The 24,296-nt window shown below is 61.3% G+C and carries 23 protein-coding genes; 17 read left to right on the forward strand and 6 right to left on the reverse strand.

What is annotated here, in order from left to right; genetic code table 11:
* Positions 1 to 1,891, forward strand: a 1,891-nt coding sequence (locus CBB63_RS15345; protein ID WP_286699759.1) for an indolepyruvate ferredoxin oxidoreductase family protein, incomplete at its 5' end; no start/stop codon positions are given.
* 99 nt (positions 1,892 to 1,990) lie between these two features.
* Here CBB63_RS15345 and CBB63_RS15350 read toward each other — a convergent pair.
* Together CBB63_RS15350 and CBB63_RS15355 are read right to left on the reverse strand one after the other, a co-directional pair.
* Positions 1,991 to 2,662: an endonuclease/exonuclease/phosphatase family protein gene (locus CBB63_RS15350; protein WP_502695955.1), complete on the reverse strand. Its 672-nt coding sequence runs from the start codon at positions 2,660 to 2,662 to the stop codon at positions 1,991 to 1,993.
* 32 nt (positions 2,663 to 2,694) lie between these two features.
* Positions 2,695 to 4,059, reverse strand: coding sequence for a phospholipase D-like domain-containing protein (locus CBB63_RS15355; protein WP_286699761.1), 1,365 nt, complete (start codon positions 4,057 to 4,059; stop codon positions 2,695 to 2,697).
* A 371-nt stretch (positions 4,060 to 4,430) separates the two neighbouring features.
* Here CBB63_RS15355 and CBB63_RS15360 point away from each other — a divergent pair, with 371 nt between their 5' ends.
* On the forward strand, positions 4,431 to 5,039 hold the full coding sequence (locus tag CBB63_RS15360) for an outer membrane protein (protein WP_037953726.1): 609 nt from the start codon (positions 4,431 to 4,433) through the stop codon (positions 5,037 to 5,039).
* Between the two features lie 151 nt (positions 5,040 to 5,190).
* Here CBB63_RS15360 and CBB63_RS15365 read toward each other — a convergent pair whose 3' ends face one another.
* Entirely contained in the window at positions 5,191 to 6,369 is a 1,179-nt protein-coding gene (locus tag CBB63_RS15365) for a pyridoxal phosphate-dependent aminotransferase (RefSeq protein WP_286699762.1), read from the reverse strand.
* Between the two features lie 225 nt (positions 6,370 to 6,594).
* On the opposite strand from CBB63_RS15365, the gene cysS reads away from it, so the two are divergent.
* The 3 genes from cysS (at position 6,595) to CBB63_RS15380 (ending at position 10,533) form a co-directional block, all read left to right on the forward strand.
* Positions 6,595 to 8,037, forward strand: a complete 1,443-nt coding sequence (gene cysS / locus CBB63_RS15370; protein ID WP_286699763.1) for a cysteine--tRNA ligase — start codon at positions 6,595 to 6,597, stop codon at positions 8,035 to 8,037.
* 106 nt (positions 8,038 to 8,143) lie between these two features.
* Positions 8,144 to 9,760, forward strand: coding sequence for a citramalate synthase (gene cimA, locus CBB63_RS15375; protein WP_286699764.1), 1,617 nt, complete (start codon positions 8,144 to 8,146; stop codon positions 9,758 to 9,760).
* Between the two features lie 5 nt (positions 9,761 to 9,765).
* Positions 9,766 to 10,533 (forward strand): squalene/phytoene synthase family protein, encoded by a 768-nt coding sequence (locus tag CBB63_RS15380; protein ID WP_286699765.1) that lies wholly within the window; start codon positions 9,766 to 9,768, stop codon positions 10,531 to 10,533.
* Between the two features lie 2 nt (positions 10,534 to 10,535).
* Here CBB63_RS15380 and CBB63_RS15385 read toward each other — a convergent pair whose 3' ends face one another.
* Complete coding sequence (locus tag CBB63_RS15385) at positions 10,536 to 11,759, reverse strand: MFS transporter (protein ID WP_037944406.1); 1,224 nt, start codon at positions 11,757 to 11,759, stop codon at positions 10,536 to 10,538.
* A gap of 75 nt (positions 11,760 to 11,834) precedes the next feature.
* On the opposite strand from CBB63_RS15385, the gene CBB63_RS15390 reads away from it, so the two are divergent.
* From CBB63_RS15390 to CBB63_RS15405, 4 genes are all read left to right on the forward strand, one after another.
* A complete protein-coding gene (locus tag CBB63_RS15390; RefSeq protein ID WP_286699766.1) occupies positions 11,835 to 12,593 on the forward strand; it encodes a precorrin-6A/cobalt-precorrin-6A reductase in 759 nt (252 codons plus the stop codon).
* Complete coding sequence (locus CBB63_RS15395) at positions 12,590 to 13,222, forward strand: DNA-3-methyladenine glycosylase family protein (protein ID WP_286699767.1); 633 nt, start codon at positions 12,590 to 12,592, stop codon at positions 13,220 to 13,222. Before CBB63_RS15390 ends, CBB63_RS15395 begins: the two co-directional genes overlap by 4 nt.
* Positions 13,219 to 13,884 carry an alpha/beta hydrolase gene (locus CBB63_RS15400; RefSeq protein WP_005853810.1) on the forward strand — a complete coding sequence of 222 codons (666 nt, stop codon included), beginning with the start codon at positions 13,219 to 13,221 and terminating at the stop codon, positions 13,882 to 13,884. Before CBB63_RS15395 ends, CBB63_RS15400 begins: the two co-directional genes overlap by 4 nt.
* 213 nt (positions 13,885 to 14,097) lie before the next feature.
* On the forward strand, positions 14,098 to 14,682 hold the full coding sequence (locus CBB63_RS15405) for an HNH endonuclease (RefSeq protein ID WP_005853809.1): 585 nt from the start codon (positions 14,098 to 14,100) through the stop codon (positions 14,680 to 14,682).
* A 26-nt stretch (positions 14,683 to 14,708) separates the two neighbouring features.
* Here CBB63_RS15405 and xth read toward each other — a convergent pair whose 3' ends face one another.
* Positions 14,709 to 15,491, reverse strand: coding sequence for an exodeoxyribonuclease III (gene xth, locus CBB63_RS15410; protein ID WP_286699768.1), 783 nt, complete (start codon positions 15,489 to 15,491; stop codon positions 14,709 to 14,711).
* A gap of 349 nt (positions 15,492 to 15,840) precedes the next feature.
* On the opposite strand from xth, the gene CBB63_RS15415 reads away from it, so the two are divergent.
* The gene (locus CBB63_RS15415) at positions 15,841 to 16,071 is read left to right on the forward strand and encodes a DUF6749 domain-containing protein (RefSeq protein ID WP_286699769.1); all 231 of its coding nucleotides are present in this window, start codon (positions 15,841 to 15,843) and stop codon (positions 16,069 to 16,071) included.
* A 56-nt stretch (positions 16,072 to 16,127) separates the two neighbouring features.
* Positions 16,128 to 17,240 carry a DUF6902 family protein gene (locus CBB63_RS16430; RefSeq protein WP_502695954.1) on the forward strand — a complete coding sequence of 371 codons (1,113 nt, stop codon included), beginning with the start codon at positions 16,128 to 16,130 and terminating at the stop codon, positions 17,238 to 17,240.
* 49 nt (positions 17,241 to 17,289) lie between these two features.
* Here CBB63_RS16430 and CBB63_RS15420 read toward each other — a convergent pair whose 3' ends face one another.
* Positions 17,290 to 17,613 (reverse strand): HesB/IscA family protein, encoded by a 324-nt coding sequence (locus CBB63_RS15420; protein WP_286699770.1) that lies wholly within the window; start codon positions 17,611 to 17,613, stop codon positions 17,290 to 17,292.
* Positions 17,614 to 17,697: 84 nt separating this feature from the next.
* Here CBB63_RS15420 and CBB63_RS15425 point away from each other — a divergent pair, with 84 nt between their 5' ends.
* From CBB63_RS15425 to scpB, 6 genes are all read left to right on the forward strand, one after another.
* Positions 17,698 to 18,840 (forward strand): deoxyguanosinetriphosphate triphosphohydrolase, encoded by a 1,143-nt coding sequence (locus CBB63_RS15425; protein ID WP_286699771.1) that lies wholly within the window; start codon positions 17,698 to 17,700, stop codon positions 18,838 to 18,840.
* Between the two features lie 63 nt (positions 18,841 to 18,903).
* The gene (gene argS / locus CBB63_RS15430; RefSeq protein ID WP_286699772.1) at positions 18,904 to 20,646 is read left to right on the forward strand and encodes an arginine--tRNA ligase; all 1,743 of its coding nucleotides are present in this window, start codon (positions 18,904 to 18,906) and stop codon (positions 20,644 to 20,646) included.
* 75 nt (positions 20,647 to 20,721) lie between these two features.
* Positions 20,722 to 21,726 (forward strand): SPOR domain-containing protein, encoded by a 1,005-nt coding sequence (locus tag CBB63_RS15435; RefSeq protein WP_286699773.1) that lies wholly within the window; start codon positions 20,722 to 20,724, stop codon positions 21,724 to 21,726.
* Positions 21,726 to 22,730: a beta-N-acetylhexosaminidase gene (nagZ, locus tag CBB63_RS15440; protein ID WP_286699774.1), complete on the forward strand. Its 1,005-nt coding sequence runs from the start codon at positions 21,726 to 21,728 to the stop codon at positions 22,728 to 22,730. Before CBB63_RS15435 ends, nagZ begins: the two co-directional genes overlap by 1 nt.
* Complete coding sequence (locus tag CBB63_RS15445) at positions 22,723 to 23,508, forward strand: segregation and condensation protein A (RefSeq protein WP_005853799.1); 786 nt, start codon at positions 22,723 to 22,725, stop codon at positions 23,506 to 23,508. The genes nagZ and CBB63_RS15445 overlap by 8 nt, the downstream gene beginning before the upstream one ends.
* Position 23,509: 1 nt before the next feature.
* Positions 23,510 to 24,163 (forward strand): SMC-Scp complex subunit ScpB, encoded by a 654-nt coding sequence (gene scpB / locus CBB63_RS15450; RefSeq protein ID WP_286699775.1) that lies wholly within the window; start codon positions 23,510 to 23,512, stop codon positions 24,161 to 24,163.
* Positions 24,164 to 24,296: the final 133 nt, after the last annotated feature.

Below are 24,296 nucleotides of genomic sequence, written 5' to 3' on the forward strand. Positions count from 1 at the left end.
CATTCGGCAGGCTGTCGCAGCGGGGACNAATATCACCTATAAGATCCTNTANAACGANGCNGTGGCCATGACCGGGGGGCANCCGGTGGACGGGCCGATCAGCGTGACCGGNATCGCGCAGGCCTGTCGTGCNGAAGGGGTCCAGCGCATCGCCTTGGTGTCGGATGTGATCGACAAATTCGANCGCGGCGATTTCCCCCAAGGNACCAGCTTTCACNCNCGTGAAGAGATGGACANCGTGCAGCGCGAACTGCGCGAGGTCAAAGGCGTGTCGGTGCTGATCTACGAACAGACCTGCGCNACCGAGAAACGCCGCCGCCGCAAGCGCGGGCAGATGGAGGACCCCAAACGCTTTGCCTTCATCAACCCCGCTGTATGCGAGGGCTGCGGCGATTGCTCGCTTGAAAGCAACTGTCTGAGCATCGANCCGCTAGAGACGGATCTNGGCCGCAAGCGCAAGATCAACCTGTCGAGCTGCAACAAGGATTTCTCGTGTCTGAACGGGTTCTGCCCCAGCTTCGTCACCCTTGAAGGCGCGGTGCGGCGTAAGAAAACCGGGGCAGAGGTCGATGTGGACGCGCTGCTGGCGGGNATCTCGCGTCCCGAACTGCCCAGCCTTGATGCGCCCTTTGATCTGTTGGTCACNGGCGTNGGCGGCACCGGCGTGATCACGGTCGGCGCGCTGATCACCATGGCCGCGCATCTGGAGGGCAAGGGGGCCAGCGTGCTGGATTTCACCGGNTTCGCGCAGAAGTTCGGCACGGTGCTTAGCTTTATCCGGATCGGCGCGCGCCCTGATGCGATCCATCAGGTGCGCATTGATCACGGGGCGGCGGATGCGGTGATTGGCTGNGANATCGTCGTTTCCTCTGCNGCGCAGGCGTCGGTCTACTATGGGCCCGCGACCAAGGTGGTGTTGAACCTCGCCGAAATGCCCACGGGCGATCTGGTGTTGCACCGTGACGCGCAGCTGCACACCGACCAGCGCGAGAGCGTGATCCGCGATACCGTGGGGGNTGAAAACCTTGCCGGTTTCGATGCCAATGCGATGGCAGAACGGTTTCTGGGCGATACGGTTTTNGCCAATATGATCATGCTGGGNTTCGCGTGGCAGAAAGGGCTGGTGCCNGTGTCCCACGGNGCGCTGCGGCAGGCGNTCGTGNTGAACGGCGTGGCNATCGACAAGAANCATCGCGCCTTTGATCTGGGCCGCGTGATGGCGGAAACGCCTGACGCGCTGGCCNTGCCGTCGAGCGAACAGCCAGNCTTGGACAGCGCCGCGTTGATCGCGGANCGGGCCGACCGGTTGCGGGCCTATCAAAACGACAGCTACGCGCAGCGCTACCGCGACAGGNTTGCGCAGTTCCGCGCCGCCGTGCCCGCCGCCCATGCCGAAGCGCTGACAGAGGTCGCGGCCAAGGCCCTGTTCAAACTGATGGCGTTCAAGGATGAATACGAGGTCGCGCGGCTGCACCGCGATCCTGCCTTTGCCGANATGTTGGCGCAGGAGTTCGAGCCGGGGTTCAAGATCAACTACCATATGGCTCCGCCGATCGTGTCTTTGCGCAAGGACGCGCGGGGNCGNCCCGTCAAGCGCGCGTTNGGTGCATGGTTCNCGCCGGTNTTGACCGCACTGTCGAGGCTGCGTCCGCTACGGGGCACGGCGCTGGATGTGTTTTCCTACACTCAGGAACGTCGCGAAGAAGTGGCGCTGATCCGCTGGTACGAAGCCTTGCTGGCAGAGCTGCCCGCCAAGACCGACGAGTCAACGGTTAAGACGGTACAAGAGCTGCTGGCACTGCCGATGGATATTCGGGGCTANGGNCCGGTGAAACACGCCGCTATCGAACAGGCGCGCGCAGAGGAGGCGCGGCTGCGGAAANTGCTCTGACGGNACTTCATAAANTGGTTTAAGTGTGGCNTTTGTGTATTGGNTATCAGTNGTTTNGNTTAAAANCCTCANCTGATAAGTTAGCTGANTTCGCGCGCTCTACTGANCNGTAGAACGCGCGAAATCCAGCCAGATGGGCAGGTGGTCCGANGCGCGGCGCGCATCNTCAGTCTCGCAGACGCCACCGTCAATCACATGCAGCGCGTCATCCACCGCGATGCGATCCAGTGCGGCCAAAGGCANGCGCGCNTGATAGCTTTTNCCCGGTGCNTANATGTCAAAGTGATGCGCCAGACGCCCAAGCCCGACGTTCAGCGACCATTCATTCATATCGCCCGCGATCAACGTCGGNCGTTTNGACTGCGCATCNAGATGGGCAATGAGCGCGGAAAGCTGAGCGCGCCGCGACCGGCGCATCAGCCCCAGATGGGTGGCGATGATGCGCAGCGGGACATCGCGCAGGTCGAAATCCACCACCATCGCACCGCGCGGCTCCATCCCCGGCAGGTTCAGGTGTTTGACCTCGATCAGCTCTGCCTCGGGGCGCAGCAAGACGGCGTTGCCATGCCATCCGATGCTGACCTCACTGGGGACAGGCACCGCGATCAAACCGGTCTGCGCCGTCACTTGATCCATGGGAAGCGCCGAGGGGCGGGGGCCAAGGCGCATGTCGGCCTCTTGCAGCACAACGATATCCGCCGCGAGCGTCTGGATCACGCGCAGGATGCGGGCGGGATCCCGTTTGCGGTCGGTGCCCATGGCCTTGCGCATGTTGTAGCTGGCGATGCGAAGGGGGGCTTGGGTCACAAGATCGGTGCTCCTATGCGAAAGACGCCCTCGGCCAGACGGCGGGGCAAATGCGGGCTTGGCATATTCTCGTGGCAGTCTGCCTCGCGGGCCGTGAACCAGTCCGACAGGGTTGACACGCTGCGTGCATCATAAACGAACAACATCGCCTCAAAGTTCAAAAGCATACTGCGCACGTCGAAATTCGCCGTGCCCACAAGCGCTACATCGTCAATCAGCGCGGCTTTCGCGTGGATCATCGCAGGTTCAAAGTATTTGACCTTGGCCCCTGCGGTATGCGCATCGCGCAGATAGCCGCCACGGGCGAAGTCCGCGATATGCTGGTTCGACTTCTGCGGCACCAGAATACGCACATCCACGCCGCGCAGCGCCGCGATGCGCAGCGCATTGGCCAGCGGCTCGGTCGGGACGAAATAGGGGGTGGCGATCCAGATACGGGTTTTCGCCAGATGCAGCGCGCGAATGATCCCGTCGTGCAGCGGGTCTTCGACAATATCAGGGCCCGAGGGGATCAACTGCACCGTCGCATTGCCCGCGGTGGTGGGGGCAGGCGTTGTGATATGATCCACGTCTTCACCACAGGCGACTTCCCAGTCCGAGCGGAAGACATCGCAGAAAGTCTGTACCGATTGCCCTTCAAGGGTGAAGGCCAGATCAACCCAGTGATCGCTGTGCGGGTGGTCTGACATATAGTGTTCGCCAATGTTCATCCCGCCCGAAAAGACACGGGCATGATCGGCGATGATCATCTTGCGATGGTTGCGCAGGTTTAGATGGCCACTGCTGGGCAGTTGCAGGATCGGCGAAAAGAACAGCACCTCGCCGCCGGCCTTGCGCAGCGCCTTGACCGCCTTGGAGGGCCCGCGCAAGGTGCCAAGCCGGTCCATCAGCAGGCGCACCTTGACGCCGTTGCGGGCTTTTTCGGTCAGGGCGTCGACCACGTGATTACCGGTGTCATCGTCCGAGACGATATAGAACAGCACATCAATCGTCTGTGTCGCGCTCTCGATCACTTCCATCGCGGCGGCATAGGCGGTTTGCGGTGTATCATGCAGGTTCAGTCGCTGTGCTTCCAGCGCGGGGGGCAGGTTGAAGCTCTGGAACATCTCGTCCAGCGCATGCACGGGCGTTTGCGGGTCTTCTTTCTGGGTAAATATAATAGGCTCGTAGCGTTTACCCTGTTTGCGAAAGCCAAGCGCCAAGAACAAGGGCGCGGCGACATAGGGCATCACCACCAGAAACAGGATCCAGGCGGCAGTTGATTGTGGGCTGCGGCGCTGCTGAAGCAGGATGAAGGCCACGCCGAGGGTCAAAAGGATGACGCCAACGACCTCTATATGGGTAATGAAGAAATTGATCATACTCGTTTCGCCTCGATTATGCCGGACATGCTGTCATCCGGGCCGCATCGCTACCTAGCACATAGGGGGGTAAACGCCACTTTTTGCGGCATTTTCGCGGGATTTCCGCTGTAGCCTACGCGCAGATTGTTCCATCTTCTTGAAAATTTAATTTCGGGTGATTTTGGCGCATCTCCGCGGAACTGCGTTTTAGCCTTGGTGGAAAGGGTTAATAGCGGCGACGGGCCGCCGAGACGCCGTGCATTTGAGCAACAATTTACCGATCACCAACCCGTGATTGGGAAATCCCGAAACCAGATCTTAGCTGCCGTGTTGTGTCGATGAAGCGGGAAGCGCCCGCTCCGGTACAAACTGATCGAGGAGTTACGATTATGAAACGCACTATGAAACTTGCATCCGCAGCCGTTCTGGCATCCACAGCATTCGCTGGCGCAACATACGCCGGTAGCCTGGCAGAGCCAGTGGTTGAGCCCGTAATGACCGCACCCGTTCCTGCACCCGACCTGGGTGGCGACTGGACAGGCTTCTACACCGGTCTGCAACTGGGCTATTCCGACGCTGAGGTCGACAACGGTCTGGAAGGTGACAACGGGTCCTACGGTTTCCACGCTGGTTACAACTACGACTTCGGTCGCTTTGTATTGGGCGGTGAGCTGGACTACGACAAAACAGACATCGATCTGAACGACGCTGCAGGCGTAACACAGGGTTCCATCGACTCCGTTGCTCGTGCGAAAATCAAAGGTGGTTACGACTTGGGTAGCACTCTGATCTACGCGACCGGCGGTTACGCTCGTGCCGATACTACCATGGGTGACGAAGACGGTGCCTTCTATGGTGTCGGTATGGACTACAAAATCACCGAGCAATACAGCGTTGGTGCAGAACTGCTTGAGCACAAGTTTAACGACGTAAGCGGTGTTTCCGGTAACGACGCAGACGTAACCACATTCAACATCCGTGGTTCCTACCGCTTCTAAGCTGACACGCTGACAACTGGCGGTGTATCTGCCGAGGGCGTCGCATAACGGCGCTCTCGGCAGGAAATAATAATGTGCCAGTCAAAAAGGCCGGAGGATTATCCTCCGGCCTTTTTCGTATGTTGGTAGCTGCGGTCGCGCGACGCTTTCGTCAGGCGGCGAGGCTTTCCGCGAAGTCGCATACTGTCGCCAGCGCTTGGGCAAAGCGCGTGTCCTCGATGGTCATCGCGACGCGGATATGCCCGGCCGCTGCCGTCCCGAAGCTTTCGCCGGGCATCACCGCGATGTGGTGTTTTTCCAGCAGCGCATAGGCGAAATCCTCGCCGCTCATACCGGTGCTGCGCACATCCAACATCAGATACATCGCGCCTTGGGCGGGTACGAGGCTGACGGCGTTCTGTCGCGTTAGAATGTCTTGCGCCAGCAGACGGCGGCGCTGGAAGGGCGCGGCGATCTCTGTCTCGAAACCGGTGCCTTGGTTCAGCGCGAACAACGCCGCGTCCTGNATNTANCCGGGCACGCCATAGGTCGTGTGGGTCGCCAGATTGGTCAGATGCTCGATCGCATCCACNGGCCCGACGATCCAGCCGCAGCGCGANCCGGTCATCGCGTGGCTTTTCGACATCGACCCCACGACCAGAGTATGCTCCGCCATCCCGTCCAGCGCGCGCGGCGAGAGNTGCNCGCCCTCCCAGACTTGTGTGTCGTAAACCTCGTCCGAGATCAGCCACATGTCGTGATCGCGGCAGACCTGCGCGATGCCTTCAAGCGTTTTGCGGGAATAGACAACNCCGGTGGGGTTGTTGGGCGAGTTCACCAGCAGCGACGCGGCGTTGGTCTGTTTCGCAGCGGCGGCAATCACGTCCGCACGGGGCTGGAACGCATCCTCCGCACGGGCGGCGATCGCATGGGGCAGGGCGCTGACACCGCGGATCGTACCGGGGTAGGTGGCGTAATAGGGATCGATATAAAGCGCTGTATCGCCGGGGTTGCAGGTCGCCATATGCGCGGCAAACAGCGCGCTTTGACCACCCGGCGTGATCAGCACATTGTCGCGCGTCGTCGGCACACCGGTACGTTCCTGCAACCGCGCGGCCACGGCATCGCGCAGACCCGTGGTGCCGGGGATGGCCGCATACCCTGTGTGACCGGCCAAAGCGGCGCGGTGCATATCTTGCAGGATCGGTGCAGCGGTNCGGATGTCATGTTCGCCAATCGTCAGCTCTGTCACCTGCGTACCCTGTTCAATCATCTGGCGGGCGCGCAGGAAAACGCCCCAGCCGTCTGATCCGCCGCCAAGCAGCCCTGTGATGCGCGATGATAGTTGCATGCCGTCTCTCCCTCGTAACTTGAAGACGCAGGGGCGCAGAGCATGGTTGATTTGTCAATCAGGCTTGACCGCCAGTGGCGGGACGGGCTACGCAGACGGCATGAAGATGATGCCACTCATTATTTGCTGTATTACCTGCTAAGACCTTCCGGCGGGCTTGCTCACATCGTTTTCTTCCCGAGATTTCTGTGCCATGCCCGCGCAATCCTTGCGTAAGGACGCGCCATGACCACGATCAAGCTGCACAACACGAAAACCCGCAAACGCGAGGATTTCACCCCGATTGATGATAANAACGTGCGGATGTATGTCTGTGGGCCCACGGTGTACGACCGCGCCCATCTGGGCAATGCGCGCCCCGTNATCGTGTTTGACGTGCTCAACCGGTTGCTGCGCCATGTCTATGGNGACGCCCATGTGACCTATGTGCGNAACTTCACGGATGTGGATGACAAGATCAACGCGCGCGCAGCNNAAAGNGGNCGGTCNATNGGNGAGATCACCGCCGAGACAACCCAGTGGTTTCTGGACGANATGGCCGNNGTCGGCGCGCTTGAGCCCGACCACATGCCACGCGCCACCGCCTATATTCCGCAGATGGTCGCGATGATCGAAGANCTGATCGCCAANGGACACGCCTANGCCGCCGAGGGGCATGTGCTGTTCTCTGTCGAAAGCTACAAAGCCTATGGCGCGCTGTCGGGCCGGTCGATCGACGATATGATTGCCGGCGCGCGGGTCGAGGTTGCGCCCTACAAGCGTAACCCGATGGATTTCGTNCTGTGGAAGCCNTCGGACGACGCGACGCCGGGGTGGGACAGCCCNTGGGGCCGTGGCCGCCCCGGCTGGCACATCGAATGCTCCGCNATGGCGGACGAGCTGNTNTGGAAAGAGCCNCTGCGTCAGGATCGTCTNTCGGANNAGGCGAAGAGCGCANCTCANGTCTTTGACATCCACGGCGGCGGTCTGGACCTGCAATTCCCNCACCACGAGGACGAGATTGCCCAAAGCTGCTGCGCCAATGGNACCGACGAGATGGCGCGCTACTGGCTGCANAACGAGATGNTGCAGGTCGAGGGCAAGAANATGTCCAANTCGCTTGGNAACTTCTTCACCGTACGCGATCTGCTGGATCAAGGCGTGCCCGGAGAGGTGATCCGTTTNGTCATGCTCAGCACGCATTNCCGCAAGCCGATGGACTGGACCGAGAAGAAACGGGACGAGGCGGAGAGGACGTTAAGGAAGTGGATGGATCTGACACGAGATTTAGAACCTTGCGACCCTACCACCTTCGAGCCCGATCAGAAACTGATCGACGCCCTTGCCGACGACTTGAATACGCATCTCTCGTTGACCTATCTGAATGCGCTGACCTCGCAACCACAAAAGCTGCTTGATCACGCGCGCTGGCTTGGGTTCCTAAGCGACAAAGCGCGATCTGCTTATACTTCGAGTATGGGAAGCGGTGTATCTGACGTATTTGCCGCTCTGGCCAGTCGTCTTGAAGAACTGCGACAGAAGGCCATGGAGAGCAAGGATTTCTCTCAAGTTGATGCATTCAAAGCTGCACTGCTTGATGCTGGTATCGAGGTGAGGATGAGCAAGCAAGGTGTGGACGTTATGCCAGGGCCAGATTTCGACCCTGCCAAACTGGATGCATTGAAGTGACGTGCTCCGCTTTCAGTGCTGGTGCTTGCGCGACATGCGGGAGTGAGGGGCCAGCCCCTCACGCTCCCCGGAGTTTATCTGGCAAAATGAAGGAGGGATCGCTGCGATGACCCGCGAACGCCTTTATCTGTATGACACCACGCTGCGCGACGGGCAGCAGACCCAAGGGGTGCAATTCTCGACCGCCGAAAAGATAACGATTGCCAGCGCGCTCGATACGTTGGGGGTGGACTACATCGAGGGCGGCTGGCCCGGCGCGAACCCGACGGACAGTGCCTTTTTCGACGCGGCACCTACCACGCGGGCGAAGATGACGGCCTTTGGCATGACCAAGCGCAACGGCATGTCGGCGCAGAACGATGATGTGCTGGCGGCGGTGATGAATGCGGGCACGCGGACGGTCTGCTTGGTGGGAAAGACCCATGATTTTCACGTCTTGGCAGCGCTCGGCATTACGCTGGACGAGAACACGGACAATATCGCGAAATCCATCGCGCATCTGGTGGCGCAGGGCCGCGAGGCGCTGTTCGATGCAGAGCATTTCTTTGACGGCTACCGCGCCAATCCCGATTATGCGCTGACCGCGATCAAGGCGGCCTATGAGGCGGGCGCGCGGTGGATCGTGCTTTGTGATACCAATGGCGGCACCATGCCCGCCGAGGTCGGGCGCATCACAGCCGAGGTCATCGCCGCAGGTATCCCCGGCGATCATTTGGGCATCCATACCCATAACGACACCGAAAACGCGGTCGCCTGTTCGCTGGCCGCCATTGACGCGGGCGCGCGGCAGATACAGGGCACGTTGAACGGCTTGGGCGAACGCTGCGGCAATGCCAACCTGACCACGCTGATCCCGATTTTGCTGCTGAAAGAGCCCTATGCCAGCCGGTTCGACACGGGAATCCCGCTAGACGGTCTGGCGAACCTCACCCAGATCAGCCGTGCGCTGGACGAGATCTTGAACCGCGTGCCGACCAAACAGGCGGCCTTTGTCGGGTCGTCGGCCTTTGCGCATAAGGCGGGGCTGCATGCCAGCGCGATCCTGAAAGACCCGTCCACCTATGAACATATCGACCCCGCGCTGGTCGGCAACACGCGCATCATTCCCATGTCGAACCAGGCGGGCCAGTCGAACCTGCGCCGGCGCCTGGAAAGTGCGGGCTTGACCATCGCCAAGGGGGATCCGGCCTTGGGGCAGATCCTTGACGAGGTGAAGGCGCGCGAGGCCGAAGGCTATAGCTATGACACCGCTCAGGCCAGCTTTGAGCTGCTGGCGCGGAAGGCTCTGGGACAGATGCCGGATCTCTTCGAGGTAAAACGCTACCGTGTGACCGTCGAGCGGCGCAAAAACAAATACGACCAGATGGTCAGCCTGTCAGAAGCGGTTGTCGTCGTGAAAGTTGATGGCGAGAAACGTCTGTCGGTGAGCGAAAGCATGGATGCCGAAGGCTGCGACCGCGGGCCGGTGAACGCGCTCAGCAAGGCGCTGGTCAAGGATCTGGGGCAGTACTCGGCACTGCTCGAAGATATGCATCTGGTGGATTTCAAGGTGCGGATCACGCAAGGTGGCACAGAGGCGGTGACGCGGGTGATCATCGACAGCGAAGACGGGCAGGGGCGGCGCTGGTCTACTGTGGGTGTGTCGGCCAACATCGTCGATGCGTCTTTCGAAGCACTGTTGGACGCGATCCGCTGGAAGCTGATCCGCGACCGCAAGGGATAGGACCCATGGAATTTGATGCCGATCTAAGCGCCTGCGCGGCCATTATCGAGCGTGCCGATCCGCTGCGCTTTCGCGCCAGCATGGCCGCCCCTGTGCCCGCACGCCGTGTGTTCTTCCCGCTTTATGCCTTTAATATCGAGGTGGCGCGCGCGCCCTGGGTGACGCAGGAAACCATGATCGCCGAGATGCGTTTGCAGTGGTGGCGCGATGTCTGTGACGAGATCGCGAACCGTGGCGTTGTGCGGCGGCACGAGGTTGCGACACCCCTTGCACTGGCCATCTCGCCCGAAGACGCGGTGTTGCTGGACACGCTGGCCGCGGCGCGTCGGTGGGATATCTACCGCGATGCCTTTGAGGATACCGCCCATTTCGACGCCTATATCGACCAGACCGCGGGCCATCTGATGTGGGTGGCCGCGCGGTCTTTGGGACCGGCGGAGGAGACCACGGTGCGCGATGCGGCCTATGGGGCGGGGGTGGCGGCTTGGCTGCACGCGATCCCGCAGCTGGTAGAGCAGGGGCGTGTGCCGTTGTTGGATGGCACCGACGCTGGCGTTGTGGCGCTGGCCCAAAAGGCGCGGGCGCGGTTGCGACAGGCGCGGGCCAACCGTGGCAAGATCTCGAAAGCGGCGCGACCGGCGATGTATAGCGTCGGCGCGGCAGACAAGGTGCTGAGCGCGGCCATCGCCGCCCCCGGGCGTGTCAGCGCCGGAGAGCTGCCGCCGATGAATGATTTCGCCCTGTCGTGGCGGGCTTTGTCGGGGCGTTGGTAGCCCTAGACCCGCGCGCTACGTTGCCGCAGCATCAGCCAGATCAGCGACCCGCCTGCCAGCACCAGAAACGGGATCATCGCGATATTGACGGCGGCCCAGCCTTCGACGGGATTGCCGCCGGAGCAGTTCATCAGCCCGCCACTTGACAGCGACGCAAAGGTCACCCCGCCAAAAACCAACAGATCGTTCAGCCCTTGCATGCGGCCACGCTCGTGCGGTTCATGGGCACCGGCCAGCATGGATGTCGCGCCGATAAAGCCGAAGTTCCAGCCGATCCCCAGCAGGATCAGCGCGATGTAGAAGTTGTTCAGCTCCACCCCCTGCAGCGCGACCACACCGGCCCCCGCAAGGATCGCGATGCCAAGGCCGAGGATCTTTTCGACCCCGAATTTCGCGATCAGGTGGCCGGTGAAAAACGACGGCGCATACATCGCCAGAACGTGGCCTGTGACCACATGGGACGCATCCACGATGTCATAGCCGCAGCCCACAACCGCCAGCGGGGTCGAGGTCATGACAAGGTTCATCAGCGCATAGGATACCATGCCGCAGATCACAGCGACGGCGATGCGCGGGGTCTTCAAAAGCTCCATCCGGGAGCGGCCCTTGGGGGCATCTACGGCCGGCACGGGCGGCTTGGGGATGTTGAGGAAGGCGAAAAGCACCATGCCCACGGCGTTCAGCGCAATCGCGGCGAGGTAGACCGGGAAAAACCGCATCATCGTCGCATCGCCGTTTGCTCCGGTCAGAAACCCTACCAGCTGCGGCCCGATGATGGCCGAGATCAGCCCGCCCGCCATGACATAGGAAATCGCCTTGGGCCGGAACGCGTCAGATGCGGTGTCCGTCGCTGCAAAGCGGAAAAACCCTTGCGAGCACATGTAGATGCCGATCAGATAGCTGCCCAGCAGGAAGGTCATGAAGCTCTGGATCGTCAGGGCATAGGCGCAAAGCGCGGCCCCCGTCATCCCGCCAAATGCGCCGGCCACGAAGCCCGCGCGACGGCCAAAGCGTTGCATCACCGTCGACAGCCACGGGGCCGTGGTCATCGACCCGAAGACGATCATAGAGATCGGCAATGTCGCGAGGCAGACGTTCGGCGACAGCTGTTGCCCCGCCAATCCGCCGACCACAAAATACATCGGCATCTGGCTGCCAAGAAAGGCCTGCGCGGTCACCAGCACGGCGACGTTGCGCTTGGCGCGAGTGTCATCAATCACTGTCATGGTGAATGCGTAGACCGGGCTTTCGGGGGCTGCAAGGGCCTTGCGTCCGGCGGCGGGGTCAACGATGGTCGCGCCATGAACCGGGGCCCCCATATTCTGCTGATCTCTGGCAGCGCCGAAGCGCATGAGATCGCCGCTGCTATGGCGGAGTCCGACGTCTCTGCACGCGCCGTGTTAAGGCGGGCAGAGCGCAGCTTTGGACCGCTGGCCGTACCATCCGAGATCTGGTCGCCGCGCACCGTGGATGAGATGGCAGCTTACCTGCGCGCCCATGAGTTTACCGCTGTGCTGGACGCAGGGCACGGGTTTGACGCGGATATTTCGCAGATCGCTTTTGACGCCGCCGCGCGGTTGGGGCTGCCTTATCTGCGTGTCCTGCGGCCCATGTGGGACATCTCGGCACCGGTTGAACGGGCCGCGTCGATCGCGGCAGCGGCACGGATGATCCGACCCCAAGCACGGGTCTTTGCCGCGACGGGGCGCGGAACGGTGGAGGATTACGCGCCCTTCGCAGGCGCGCGGCTTTATCTGCGGCAGACCAACGCGCAGGCCCGAACCAAGCTGCCCGCCTTTGCCGAAGCCGTCTATGGCCAGCCGCCCTTCACTCGGGCGGCGGAGGAAGCGTTGTTTCGCGCCTTGCAGATCGATACGCTGGTCCTGCGCAACGTCGGTGGCGTGCCAAGCCGCCCCAAATTGGACGCAGCGCGCGCGATGGGTCTGCGGGTGATTGCCATTGACCGTCCGGCGGCTCCCGTCGGCGCGCAGGTTGTCGCCGCGCCGGATGGGGCGATCCGCTGGGTCGAGACGCTGACAACGGGGGGCACAACCGGATGAGCATCGGACGCATAATCACCGGCGACGCGGATGTCGCCGAAGGGGCTGATAGGCTCGCGGCCCATGTGCCGCAGTTTGCTACCGCCTTGTCCGTGACTGGCCCTTTGCCACTGCGGTTGCGTGCGGACGGGTTTGACGCGCTGATCGGGGCGATCATCAGCCAGCAAGTCTCTGTCGCGTCGGCCAATGCCATGCGTGCCAAGATGGATGCGGCGGGACTGACCCATGAGACGGCGATACTCGCCGCGGGCGAGGATGGCCTGCGCGCGGCGGGGCTGAGCCGCCAGAAAATCCGCTATGTGTTGGCGTTGGCTGAGGCGGGGATCGACTATACCGCCTTGCGGCACGCGCCTGATGCCGTGGTGATCGAGACGCTGACCGCGGTGCCCGGTGTCGGGCTGTGGACGGCGCAGATCTATGCGATGTTTTCGCTGGGCCGCGCCGATATCCTGCCGCAGGGCGATCTGGCCTTGCAAGAGGCCGCAAAAATCCTGTTTGATCTGCCCCAGCGACCAAAGCCGAAGCAGCTTGCGGACATGGCGCAGGACTGGTCGCCCTGGCGATCGGTTGCAGCCCGCATCCTGTTTTCGTACTACCGCGTGGCAAAACAACGGGAAGGGATTTCATGACACGAGTACTAAACGCAGAGCGCCGCGAACCGGTCTCGGGGGAAACGCGGTCTGCCGTCGTGTTCCTGCATGGCTATGGCGCGAATGGTGCCGATCTGCTGGGGCTTGCCGACCCGTTGGGGGAACATCTGCCAGACACGCTGTTCGTGGCCCCCGATGCGCCCGAAGCCTGTGCAGGTGCGCCCATGGGGTTCCAGTGGTTCCCGATCCCCTGGATCGATAATTCCTCTGAGGAAGAAGCCGAACGCGGGATGATGCAGGCGGTCGATGACCTGAACGCCTTTCTCGATGCGCTGATGGTGGACGAAGATCTGCTGCCCGAACAGGTCGTGCTGTTTGGCTTTTCCCAAGGTACGATGATGGCGCTGCATGTCGCGCCGCGCCGCGAAGATGCCGTGGCCGGTGTTGTCGCGTTTTCGGGCCGCTTGCTGTCGCCCGAGAGCCTGAAAGACGAAGCGGTCGTGCGCCCTCCGGTCTTGCTGGTGCACGGCGACGCCGACGATGTTGTCCCGCCGCAATCCCTGCCGCAGGCCGCCGAAACCTTGCAAGAGGCCGGATGGACGGACGTTTTCGCCCATATCATGAAGGGCACAGGCCACGGAATCGCCCCCGACGGGCTGAGCGTGGCGCTGGCCTTTATGCGCGACAAACTGGGTCTTTGATCCCATCCCCTGCGGGCGCATGCGCGACCCGCAGGAAGGCCCCGGCCGGATTGGCTGTTTCCGTCACATGCCTGTTACGTAATCAGCTTACGCATTCTGCGACATCTTGTATCCGTTTGCGACTTGTCAGACGCAAACCACGAGATATAGTCGAAAGCATCAGCGGGGCTGTCCCGCTGGACCGGACGCGGAACGGCAAGGGGCTATCGAACAATGGACGGCGACTTTAGAACTGAATTCACCCGAAGCCCGGCAGGGCTGAAAAACAAACCGGCCCTTGTGCTGAACGCGGATTACAGGCCCTTGTCCTACTATCCGTTGTCGCTGTGGCCCTGGCAGGAAGCGGTGAAGGCCAAATGGCTGGATCGGGTGGATATCGTCGCTGAATATGACGACTATGTTCACAGCCCGTCGATGCAAATTCGCATCCCGTCGGTGGTCGTTCTCAAAGATTATGTCAAACCTCAAAAGCGCGTGGCCTTCACGCGCTTTAATTTATTTCTGAGGGACGAATTCTGCTGCCAGTACTGCGGTGCACGGGGGGATCTGACCTTTGACCACGTGGTGCCCCGTGCGGCGGGCGGTATCACAAGCTGGCAGAACGTTGTTGCGGCGTGTAGCCCGTGCAATCTGAAAAAAGGGTCCAAGGCGCTGCACCAGACCGGGTTTCAGCTGCGCAAACCACCACGCCAGCCGCAAGCCGAGGATCTGCGCAATATGGGCCGGAAATTCCCGCCCAACTACCTGCATGATAGCTGGATGGATTTTCTTTATTGGGACGCGGAGCTTCAGGCGTGATCTAGGGCCGCACTTGTGCGTCCGCGTTAGAGGTCAAGCTCCACCCAGACGGGCACGTGATCGGAGGGTTTCTCGCGTCCGCGCACATCCTTGTCGACCTGGCAGTCGCGCAGGCTGTCGGCGATGGCAGGGCTCAGCAGGAAATGGTCGATACGGATGCCGTTGTTGCGGTTCCACGCGCCTGCCTGATAATCCCAAAAGCTGTAATGCCCCGGCCCTTGGGTCCGCGCGCGGAACGCCTCTGTCAGGCCAAGGGCCAGCAGACGTCGCCAGGCGGCGCGGGATTCAGGGCGAAACAACGCATCTTCCCGCCAGGCATCCGGCGTTGCCGCGTCTTCGGCCTGGGGAATGATGTTGAAGTCGCCCGTCAGCAGAAACGGTGTTTCCTCGGCCAAGAGTGCGCGCGCACGGTCTTCAAGACGCTGCATCCACGCCAGTTTGTAATCGTACTTCGGGCCCGGCGCGGGGTTGCCGTTGGGAAGGTACAACCCACAAAGCCGAACCGAAGAATGATCGCCCACGACCGTTGCCTCGATATAGCGCGCCTGTTCGTAGCTGTCGTCCCCGGGCAGTCCACGGGTCACATCCTCAAGCGGGAGCTTTGACAGGATCGCGACGCCGTTAAAGGATTTCTGCCCGTGGGTCTCGACGTTATAGCCGCGATCCTCGAACAGCTCGCGCGGGAAGCCTTCGTCGACGGATTTGATCTCTTGCAGAATGGCGACATCGGGCTGCGCGTCGTCGAGCCATTGAGGCAGGGCGTCGATCCGCGCTTTGATCCCGTTGATGTTAAACGTGGCGATTTTCATGGCGGCCCCCTGCATTGGTCCCCGCAGCTATCGCGCATACCGCAATATGGGGCAAGGGGGCTGCACCGGTTTGGGCAGGTTTCGCCCGCGATTCGAAGGTGAGCCGACAGTGCGTGCGCCGCCGCGGGGTGCTTTGCCTGCGTTCCGTTACAATTGTCGCTATTGTGGAGAACACGGCAGCGCCGCGTGGTTTCAACCGGATCAAAGACGCAGCGCATGTGGATGATTTACATCGTTAAAATGCGATCTTTTTGTCGCCTAGGTCAAAGCCCTGAGGTGGTGATTGATGAAGGGAGTGCAGCTTGAGGTTTAGTTGCCGATTTCAAAATCACGTCAAAAAGGAAAACTCATGACCGCTATTGCTTACGTCGAAACTGCTTTCCCGAATGTTCACGCCGGGGCGGCATCGCTCCATCAGGGGGCGGGGACCGCGCTTTATACCACCGGCTGTATCAATGCAGGGCAAGACCCCCATTGTGGCCACGGCACCGGGCTGTTCACCACAGGATCACAGTCGGGACCGCAGGCAGGCGGCATGGCGACTGGGGAGCTTACCGGTTTGTTTACCACCGGCTGCTAATCCAGACACACCCTGCGCTGGAACCGGCGCAGGGGTTTCTTGCCAAAGGGGGCCCTATGTCGAATGTTATACCGCTTTCATCCGTACGTGCGCGCAATAGCGGTCGCAAACACGCCGATACCGCCGCGATCAGCCGTATGTTTGCGGTACAGCGACGCCGTGCGGGGGATGTGTTCTGGTTGAAGGAAAACGCGGAATGGCTGGGGATTCTGGCAAGCGCGCACATGCCTGTCCCGCCAGACGCTCTGGTGCCCTATGCGTCCTTCTATGACCGTATCGAAGAGACGATCCGCTTCTTNCCGCAGTACTACCGNTTTTTCNTGTCCCTCGCGCTNGACCTTGAAGACCTTGGTATGCCCGGTGAGGTGGGCGAGCGGTTGGTGCAGTGGGTCGCGCGTATGANGTTGGTTGACGGGGAGCTGTCCGACCTGCAACGCGCCGAAGCGNNGCGCCTGCTGGCGCGTCGGATGNCCGTGNCGCGCGATGACGCNCTGCAGTCACGCTTGCGCCGGTTTTTCACGCGATCCGAAACNTTTGCGCTGCCCAANAAGAAAGCGTCTTACGAGCTGGCGCATATTGTTTTCTACCTGTCGGAGTATGGTCAAAGCGACCCCGAACTGCCGGCGACAGCGGTGGAGAGCCTGACTTTTGCCGGTATTCTCGCCTATCTGGATCAGGATATGGATTTGCTGGCNGAGNTNTGNGCCGCGCNNCGGTTTNCAGGNGCTGCNGCACCNNNACTGTGGGAGGATGCGGTTCAGTCCGCTGCGCGTGCCTGCCGGATCGTACCGCAGCANGGNNGCGGNGCGNTGGACGGGTATCACGCCTATCTGGTGACCGGCTGGGCNGCGCANATGTCNGGAGGGGCGGCATTTTGCCAACCGGTGCCACCAGGGGCAGTGGCCATCCGGTATACCCCGCCTAACGGAGCGCTGCAGGCGCTATCGGCGGCGCTTTTTGANATGGGAGAGANGCGGCAAGCGCANTGGNCGCTTATGCGTGGANGGGTCATGAGGGCGCTNNNCCCNGAGGCGCAAGAGATACTGACCGNGGCAGAGGCGTCTTGCCCGCAATTTGANGCGTTTTTCGCGCGGTTTGCGCGGGCNCCGATCCCGGCAGTGGCTTCTATGGTGCAGCGACGGCACTANAATGGCCTCATGCGGGCATGAGGCCAGCCTCCGGCGGGAGTTTACTTTGGCAAAATGAAGCGGGTGTCTGTTACATCGAGAAAGACGTGCCGCAGCCGCAGGCGCTGGTGGCATTGGGGTTTTCGATCACGAANCGCGCGCCGATCANNTCNTCNGANAAGTCGATGACGGCATTGGCAAGAAAGGGCAGGGAGATGCTGTCGACCACGACTTTCTGGCCGGCCCCTTCAAGGATCAGGTCATCGTCTTTGGGATCATCCAGCGCGATGTCGTACTGAAANCCGGAGCAGCCGCCGCCCTCTACTGCGACGCGCAGGGCTTTGCCCTCTGCGGCGGCACCGATTTCGGCAAGGCGGTCAAAGGCGCGCGGGGTAACTTGGGGGGGCAGGTTCATTTTCGGGCTCCGGTGTGATCGGTTTCCATCTGTGTNGTCTTACAATATAGAAACCCACAGGACAGGCCACAAGGACCACCGACTATGCGCGCTTCTTTTGCCTCTGATCCGGNNTTGACCCGGGGACGGTTGATACCGGAAGAGGAAAGCACCTTTCGTTCCTGCTTTCAGCGGGACCGNGACCGGATCATCCACGCCAGCGCCTTCCGGCGGCTCAAGCACAAGACGCAGGTCTTTATCGAACATGAGGGCGATTACTATCGCACGCGGCTGACCCATTCGATCGAGGTGGCGCAGGTGGCACGCACGATCGCCGGTGCCTTGGGTCTGAATGCCGAGCTGACAGAGGCGGTCGCCCTGGCCCATGATCTGGGGCATCCGCCCTTTGGTCACACGGGCGAGGACGCGCTGGAAGCCTTGATGGCCCCCTATGGCGGGTTNGACCACAACGCCCAAGCCATCCGCATCGTCACCCATCTGGAGCGGCACTACGCGGATTTCGACGGGCTGAACCTGACTTGGGACACGCTGGAGGGGTTGGCCAAACATAACGGGCCGGTGACGGGAGAGCTGCCGTGGGCGCTTGCGGCCTATGAGCGTCAGCATGATCTTGAGCTGGAGACATTCGCCAGTGCCGAGGCGCAGGTGGCGGCGATTGCCGATGATGTGGCCTATAACCACCACGACCTGCATGACGGTCTGCGGGCCGAGCTATTCTCGACGGACGAGCTGGCCGAACTGCCGATCCTGAAGCAGAATTTCGCCGAAGTGGACAGGCTGTATCCCGGGCTGAACTACTATCGCCGCCGTCACGAGGCACTGCGGCGTTTCTTTGGGGTGCTGGTGGAGGACGTGATCAGCGTCGCGCGGCACCGTCTGGCCGAGATGAAGCCCGAAACCGCCACCGATATTCGNATGGCCGGGCGCACGTTGATCCAGTTCTCCGATCCGGTTTTCCAGGATCTCAAGGTCATNCGCGCCTTTCTNTTCGACCGCATGTATCGCGCGCCATCCGTGGTGATCATGCGCAAGCAGGTGACGCAGGTGGTCGAGGATCTGTTCCCCTATTTCTGCGCGCATACGGACCAATTGCCCAAGCAATGGCGCAAGGATGTAGAGGACGCGGACGGCGATACGGCGCTTGCGCGGATNGTCAGCGACTATATCTCGGGGATGACAGATCGCTTTGCCTTGCAGGAACATGAGCGGTTGATCGTTAAAGGCTGAACCGCCCTTGATTATGGGCGCATATTCAGGTGATACACGGGGCCAAGTCGAAGGAACCCCGTTATGAACCTATTTGCCGATATCCGCAGCCTCGTGCTGTCCACCCTTGATACGCTGGTTGCCGACGGGTTTCTGCCCGAGGGGCTGAGCTTTGACGCCATCACCGTAGAGCCGCCGCGCGATGCGGCGCATGGGGATATGGCGACCAATGCCGCGATGGTGCTGGCGAAACCGGCCCGTATGAAACCGCGCGATATCGCCGAGAAACTGGCGGAAAAGCTGGNNGAGGATCCACGGATCACNGCGGCGGATGTGGCGGGCCCGGGGTTCTTGAACCTGCGGCTGAGTGCTGCGGTCTGGCAGGGCGTTGTCGGTGCCGTTCTGGGGCAGGGCACAGACTTTGGCCGNGGCGATCTGGGGCAGGGCAAGCGGGTCAACGTCGAATATGTCTCGGCCAACCCGACGGGGCCGCTGCATGTGGGGCACACCCGCGGTGCGGTCTTTGGCGATGCGCTGGCGTCCTTGCTGGATTTCGCGGGNTTCGATGTCACGCGTGAATATTACATNAATGACGGCGGCGCGCAGGTCGATGTTTTGGCGCGCTCTGTCTATCTGCGCTATCTNGAGGCGCATGGCCAAGAGGTCGCCTTTCCCGAAGGCACATACCCCGGCGACTATCTGATCGATGTGGGGGCCGCGCTGAAAGACAAGGTGGGCGACGCCTATATCGACGCCGATGAATCCGTCTGGCTTGAAGAGGTGCGCAACTTTGCCACCGACGAGATGATGAAGCTGATCCGCGATGATCTNGCCTCTCTCGGGGTGNAGATGGATGTGTTTTATTCCGAAAAGTCGCTTTATGGCACGGGCCGGATCGAATCCGCGATTGATGACNTNAAAGCCAAGGGGCTGATCTATGAGGGCGTGCTTGAGCCGCCAAAAGGCAAGAAGCCCGAGGACTGGGAGCCGCGCGAGCAGACCCTGTTCAAATCCACCGCCCATGGNGATGACGTTGACCGTCCGGTNATGAAGTCCGACGGCGGCTGGACNTATTTCGCGCCCGATATCGCGTATCACTACGACAAGGTGCAGCGTGGCTTTGACATGCTGATCGACGTCTTTGGCGCGGATCACGGCGGCTATGTCAAACGGATGAAAGCCGCTGTTTCGGCGCTGTCCGAGGGGGCGGTGCCGCTCGATATCAAGCTGACGCAGCTGGTCAAGCTGTTCAAGAACGGCAAGGAATTCAAGATGTCCAAACGGGCAGGGACATTCGTCACCCTGCGCGATGTGGTTGATCAGGTGGGCCCTGATGTGACGCGTTTTGTCATGCTGACCCGCAAGAATGACGCGATGCTGGACTTTGACTTTGCCAAGGTGCTGGAACAGTCGCGCGAGAATCCGGTGTTCTACGTGCAATATGCCCATGCGCGTGTGCATTCTGTCCTGCGCAAGGCNGCAGAGGCGGGTGTCGACACNGATATGGAAACCTTGCAGCGTGCCGACCTNAGCCAGCTTGACCACGAAGCAGAGCTGAAACTGGCGCAAAANCTGGCCGAATGGCCCCGGATGGTAGAGACCGCGGCGCGCAGCAACGAACCGCACCGGATCGCCTTTTATCTCTACGAGCTGGCGGGCGATTTCCACGGCCTGTGGAACCGCGGCAACGACGTGCCTGAACTGCGTTTCCTGCAGGATGATGCGGCCCTGTCCCAGTCAAAAATCGCGCTGGCCCAAGCCGCAGCGATTGTAATTGCGTCAGGTCTTGGTATTCTTGGGGTCAAGCCAGCGGAAGAGATGCGATAACGCACCATTGCTGGTCAGGCAGGTTCAAAAAACAGACCCGCGCGGGTGATATCTGACGCGGGCAGTGAGGCAGAAATGGCAGATTACACGTCCTCCTCCCAGGGTGGGGGGTACTCCTTTGAACATGACGCAGGGATGGCACCGCAAGTTGCGGCCAAGCCCTTGACCAAGTTTGCAAATTTCGCGGGTGCGGCGCTTTCCATCACCTTGATCGTCGGCATCGGGGTCTGGGGCTACAAGCTGCTGGTGCGCGATGTTACCGGCATTCCAGTGGTGCGTGCGGCCCAAGGCGATATGCGCGTGCGGCCCGAAAATCCGGGCGGCCAACTGGCGGACAATCAGGGTCTGTCGGTCAATGCTGTGGCCTCTGAAGGGACGGCGAACCAATTCGCGGAACAGCTGATTTTGGCCCCGAAGCCACTGGATCTGGAAGAAGAAGACCAGCCCATTCCCGTCGCGATGGTTGCACCTGCGCAACAGGCACCAACGCAATCTTCGCCTGCGGCTGACGTGGCAGAGGTGTTGAAAAACGGCGATGTGGACGATCTTGTCGCCTCTCTCACCGATGGGGTGGAACCACTGGAAGACGAAGAAGACGGCACCGCCCTGCCAGAGCCGATTAACGCAAGTGCCACGATGGATGTCGACCCGCTTGAGATGGCGGTGTCGAACGCGGTGGCCGTTGCCATGGGCGAAGAGCCGGGCGTGCGCGCCTCCTTGCGCCCTCAAACGCGCCCCGGTGGCCGTGCCGTAGCGACCAAAGCATCGTTTGAACCGGCACCGGTTGCCGCCGCCGAAGTGAAAGAACTTTCGCCCGATAGCCTGCCCACCGGGACGCGTCTGGTGCAGCTTGGCGCTTTCGATTCACCGCAGATCGCACGGGCGCAATGGGTCCGTCTGAACGCGCGTTTCGGGGCCTATATGGAAGGCAAGGACCGCATCATCCAAGAGGCCAGCAGTGGTGGGCGTACCTTCTACCGTCTGCGCGCGCATGGGTTCTCGGACATCGCGGATGCGCGGCGCTTCTGTTCGGCGCTGGTTGCTGAAAACACCGACTGCATTCCCGTCGTTACACGCTGATGCGATACGGGGCGACGATACTGGACGCGTCGGGGCTTCGGCTGACGGCGCAGGAAAAGGCGTTGTTTCACGCCGTAAAGCCCTTTGGGTTCATTCTCTTTGCGCGCAATATAGACACGCCGGATCAGGTCCGCGCGCTGTGTGATGAACTGCGCGAGGCGGCGGGCCACGAGGCTGTTATCACCGTGGATCAAGAAGGCGGGCGGGTGCAGCGTTTGCGCGCACCGCATTGGCGCGACTGGACGGCACCGCTGGACTTCGTGCAGGCAGCCGGCCCCAACGCGGCAGAGGCGATGTATCTGCGCTTTCGACTGATCGCGGACGAGCTGCACCGCGTGGGCATCGACAGCAATTGCGCGCCGATGGTCGATGTCGCCGGGGCGCAAACCCACACATTCCTGCGCAACCGCTGTTATGGCACGACGCCCGATGCCGTGGCGACTTTGGGCCGTGCGGCGGCTGACGGCATGTTGGCGGGGGGCGTCTTGCCTGTGGTCAAACATATGCCCGGACATGGGCGCGCCACGATGGATAGTCATTTTGACTTGCCGCAGGTTGATGCGCCGCGTGCCGCGTTGGACACCCATGATTTCGCCCCGTTCAAGGCGTTGAACGACCTGCCGATGGGGATGACGGCGCATCTGGTCTATGACGCAATTGATCCGCGCCCTGCCACGCTGTCGCCGGTGATGATGCAGCTGATCCGTGAGGATATCGGCTTTGACAACCTGATCATGACGGATGATATCTCGATGAAAGCACTGGCGGGCGAGGTGGATGCCATCGCCGCCGGAGCGTTGGCCGCAGGCTGTGATGTGGTGCTGTATTGCAACGCCACACTTGAGGATCGCACCCTCGTTGCCGATGCTGCCGGAGAGATGTCCGAGGCCGCGCAAACACGGGCCGTGCGTGCGCTTGGCATGCGCCGGACGCCTGATAATGTTGACATTCCTGCCCTGACTGCAAAGCTCGACAGGCTTTTGGGCGGGACGGTATATGGCTGAAACGCAGTTGGAAGACGGGCAAACGAAAGTTGCTGAACGGCTCGCGGCCGAGGCGCTGATCGTGGATGTCGACGGGTTCGAGGGCCCGTTGGACCTGTTGCTGACCCTTAGCCGCACCCAGAAGGTCGACCTGCGCAAAATCTCGGTGCTGCAGCTGGCACGCCAATATCTGATGTTCGTAGACAAGGCCAAGGCGCTGCGGCTTGAGCTTGCGGCGGATTATCTGGTCATGGCTGCGTGGCTCGCGTTTTTGAAATCCCGCCTGCTGCTGCCGCCTGATCCGCAGGACGATGGCCCCTCGGGCGAGGAACTGGCCGCGCATCTGGCGTTCCAGCTGGAACGTCTGCAAGCGATGCGCGACGTGGCGGCCCAGCTGATGGCCCGTGACCAATTGGGGCGCGACTTCTTTGCCCGCGGCCAGACCCAGGAAATGCGCCAGACCCGCCGCGTGACCTATACCGCAACCTTGCTGGATTTGATGCAGGGCTACGCGCGTATTCGCACCCGTGACGATTTCCGCCCCTTCGTGATGGACCGTGACAAGGTCTTTACGATGGAGCAGGCGCTGGAGCGCATGCGTGGCTTGATTGGCTTTTCTGGCGACTGGTCTGACCTGACCAGCTACATGCCCGACGGATGGGGCGAAGAACCGGCAATGCGCCGCTCGGCCACGGCATCGACGTTTGCGGCATCGCTTGAATTGGTAAAGGAAGGGCATCTGGAAATTCGCCAAGAGGGCGTGTTTGCCCCGATCCAGTTGCGCAAGAAGGATATCTGACGTGGCCGAACCCGTTGAACAAACAGANGAAAGCCTGTTCGAGGCCCCGCCNTTGGCCGAACAGGAGCGCATGATCGAAGCGATCCTTTTCGCCACCGCAGAGCCGATGACCCTGCGNGAGATCGCGGCNCGTNTGCCGCANGGCTGTGACCCTGCCGAAGCGATGGTGCATCTGCGCAAACGCTACACCGGCCGCGGAGTCGAGCTGTGCCGCATCGGGGATGCNTACGCCATGCGNACGGCGGCGGATCTGGGGTATCTCATGCANCACGAAACGGTCGAGACGCGCAAACTGTCGCGCGCCGCGATCGAGACCTTGGCGATCATCGCCTACCACCAGCCCGCCACCCGCGCCGAGATCGAAGAGATCCGCGGCGTATCCGTATCGCGCGGCACGCTGGATCAGCTGCTTGAGCTGGACTGGATTCGCTTTGGCCGCCGCAAGATGACCCCCGGTCGTCCGGTGACCTTTGTCGTGACACAGGANTTTCTGGCCCACTTCGGTCTGGAAAGCCCCCGCGACCTGCCGGGGTTGAAAGAGCTNCGCTCTGCCGGATTGCTNGAAAGCCGCCCCGCCTTTGGCGAGATGCCCGGTGTCGACAGCGAGGAAGACCCAGAAGCGACCGAGGGCCAGAGCGAGCTGTTCGAGGATTAATCCCGCAGGTGGCCTGAAAATCGCCGCAATAGGTGNTATATTNGCCTCAGACACAGTTTAACGCGCGGTAAAGAGGTCAGGACATGAACCAGATAATTAATATGATNATGCGTCGCGTGATGGGGCGTTTGAT

Origin of the sequence: Sulfitobacter sp. TMED3 (assembly GCF_002167505.1) — a bacterium.
GTDB lineage: Bacteria > Pseudomonadota > Alphaproteobacteria > Rhodobacterales > Rhodobacteraceae > Sulfitobacter > Sulfitobacter pontiacus.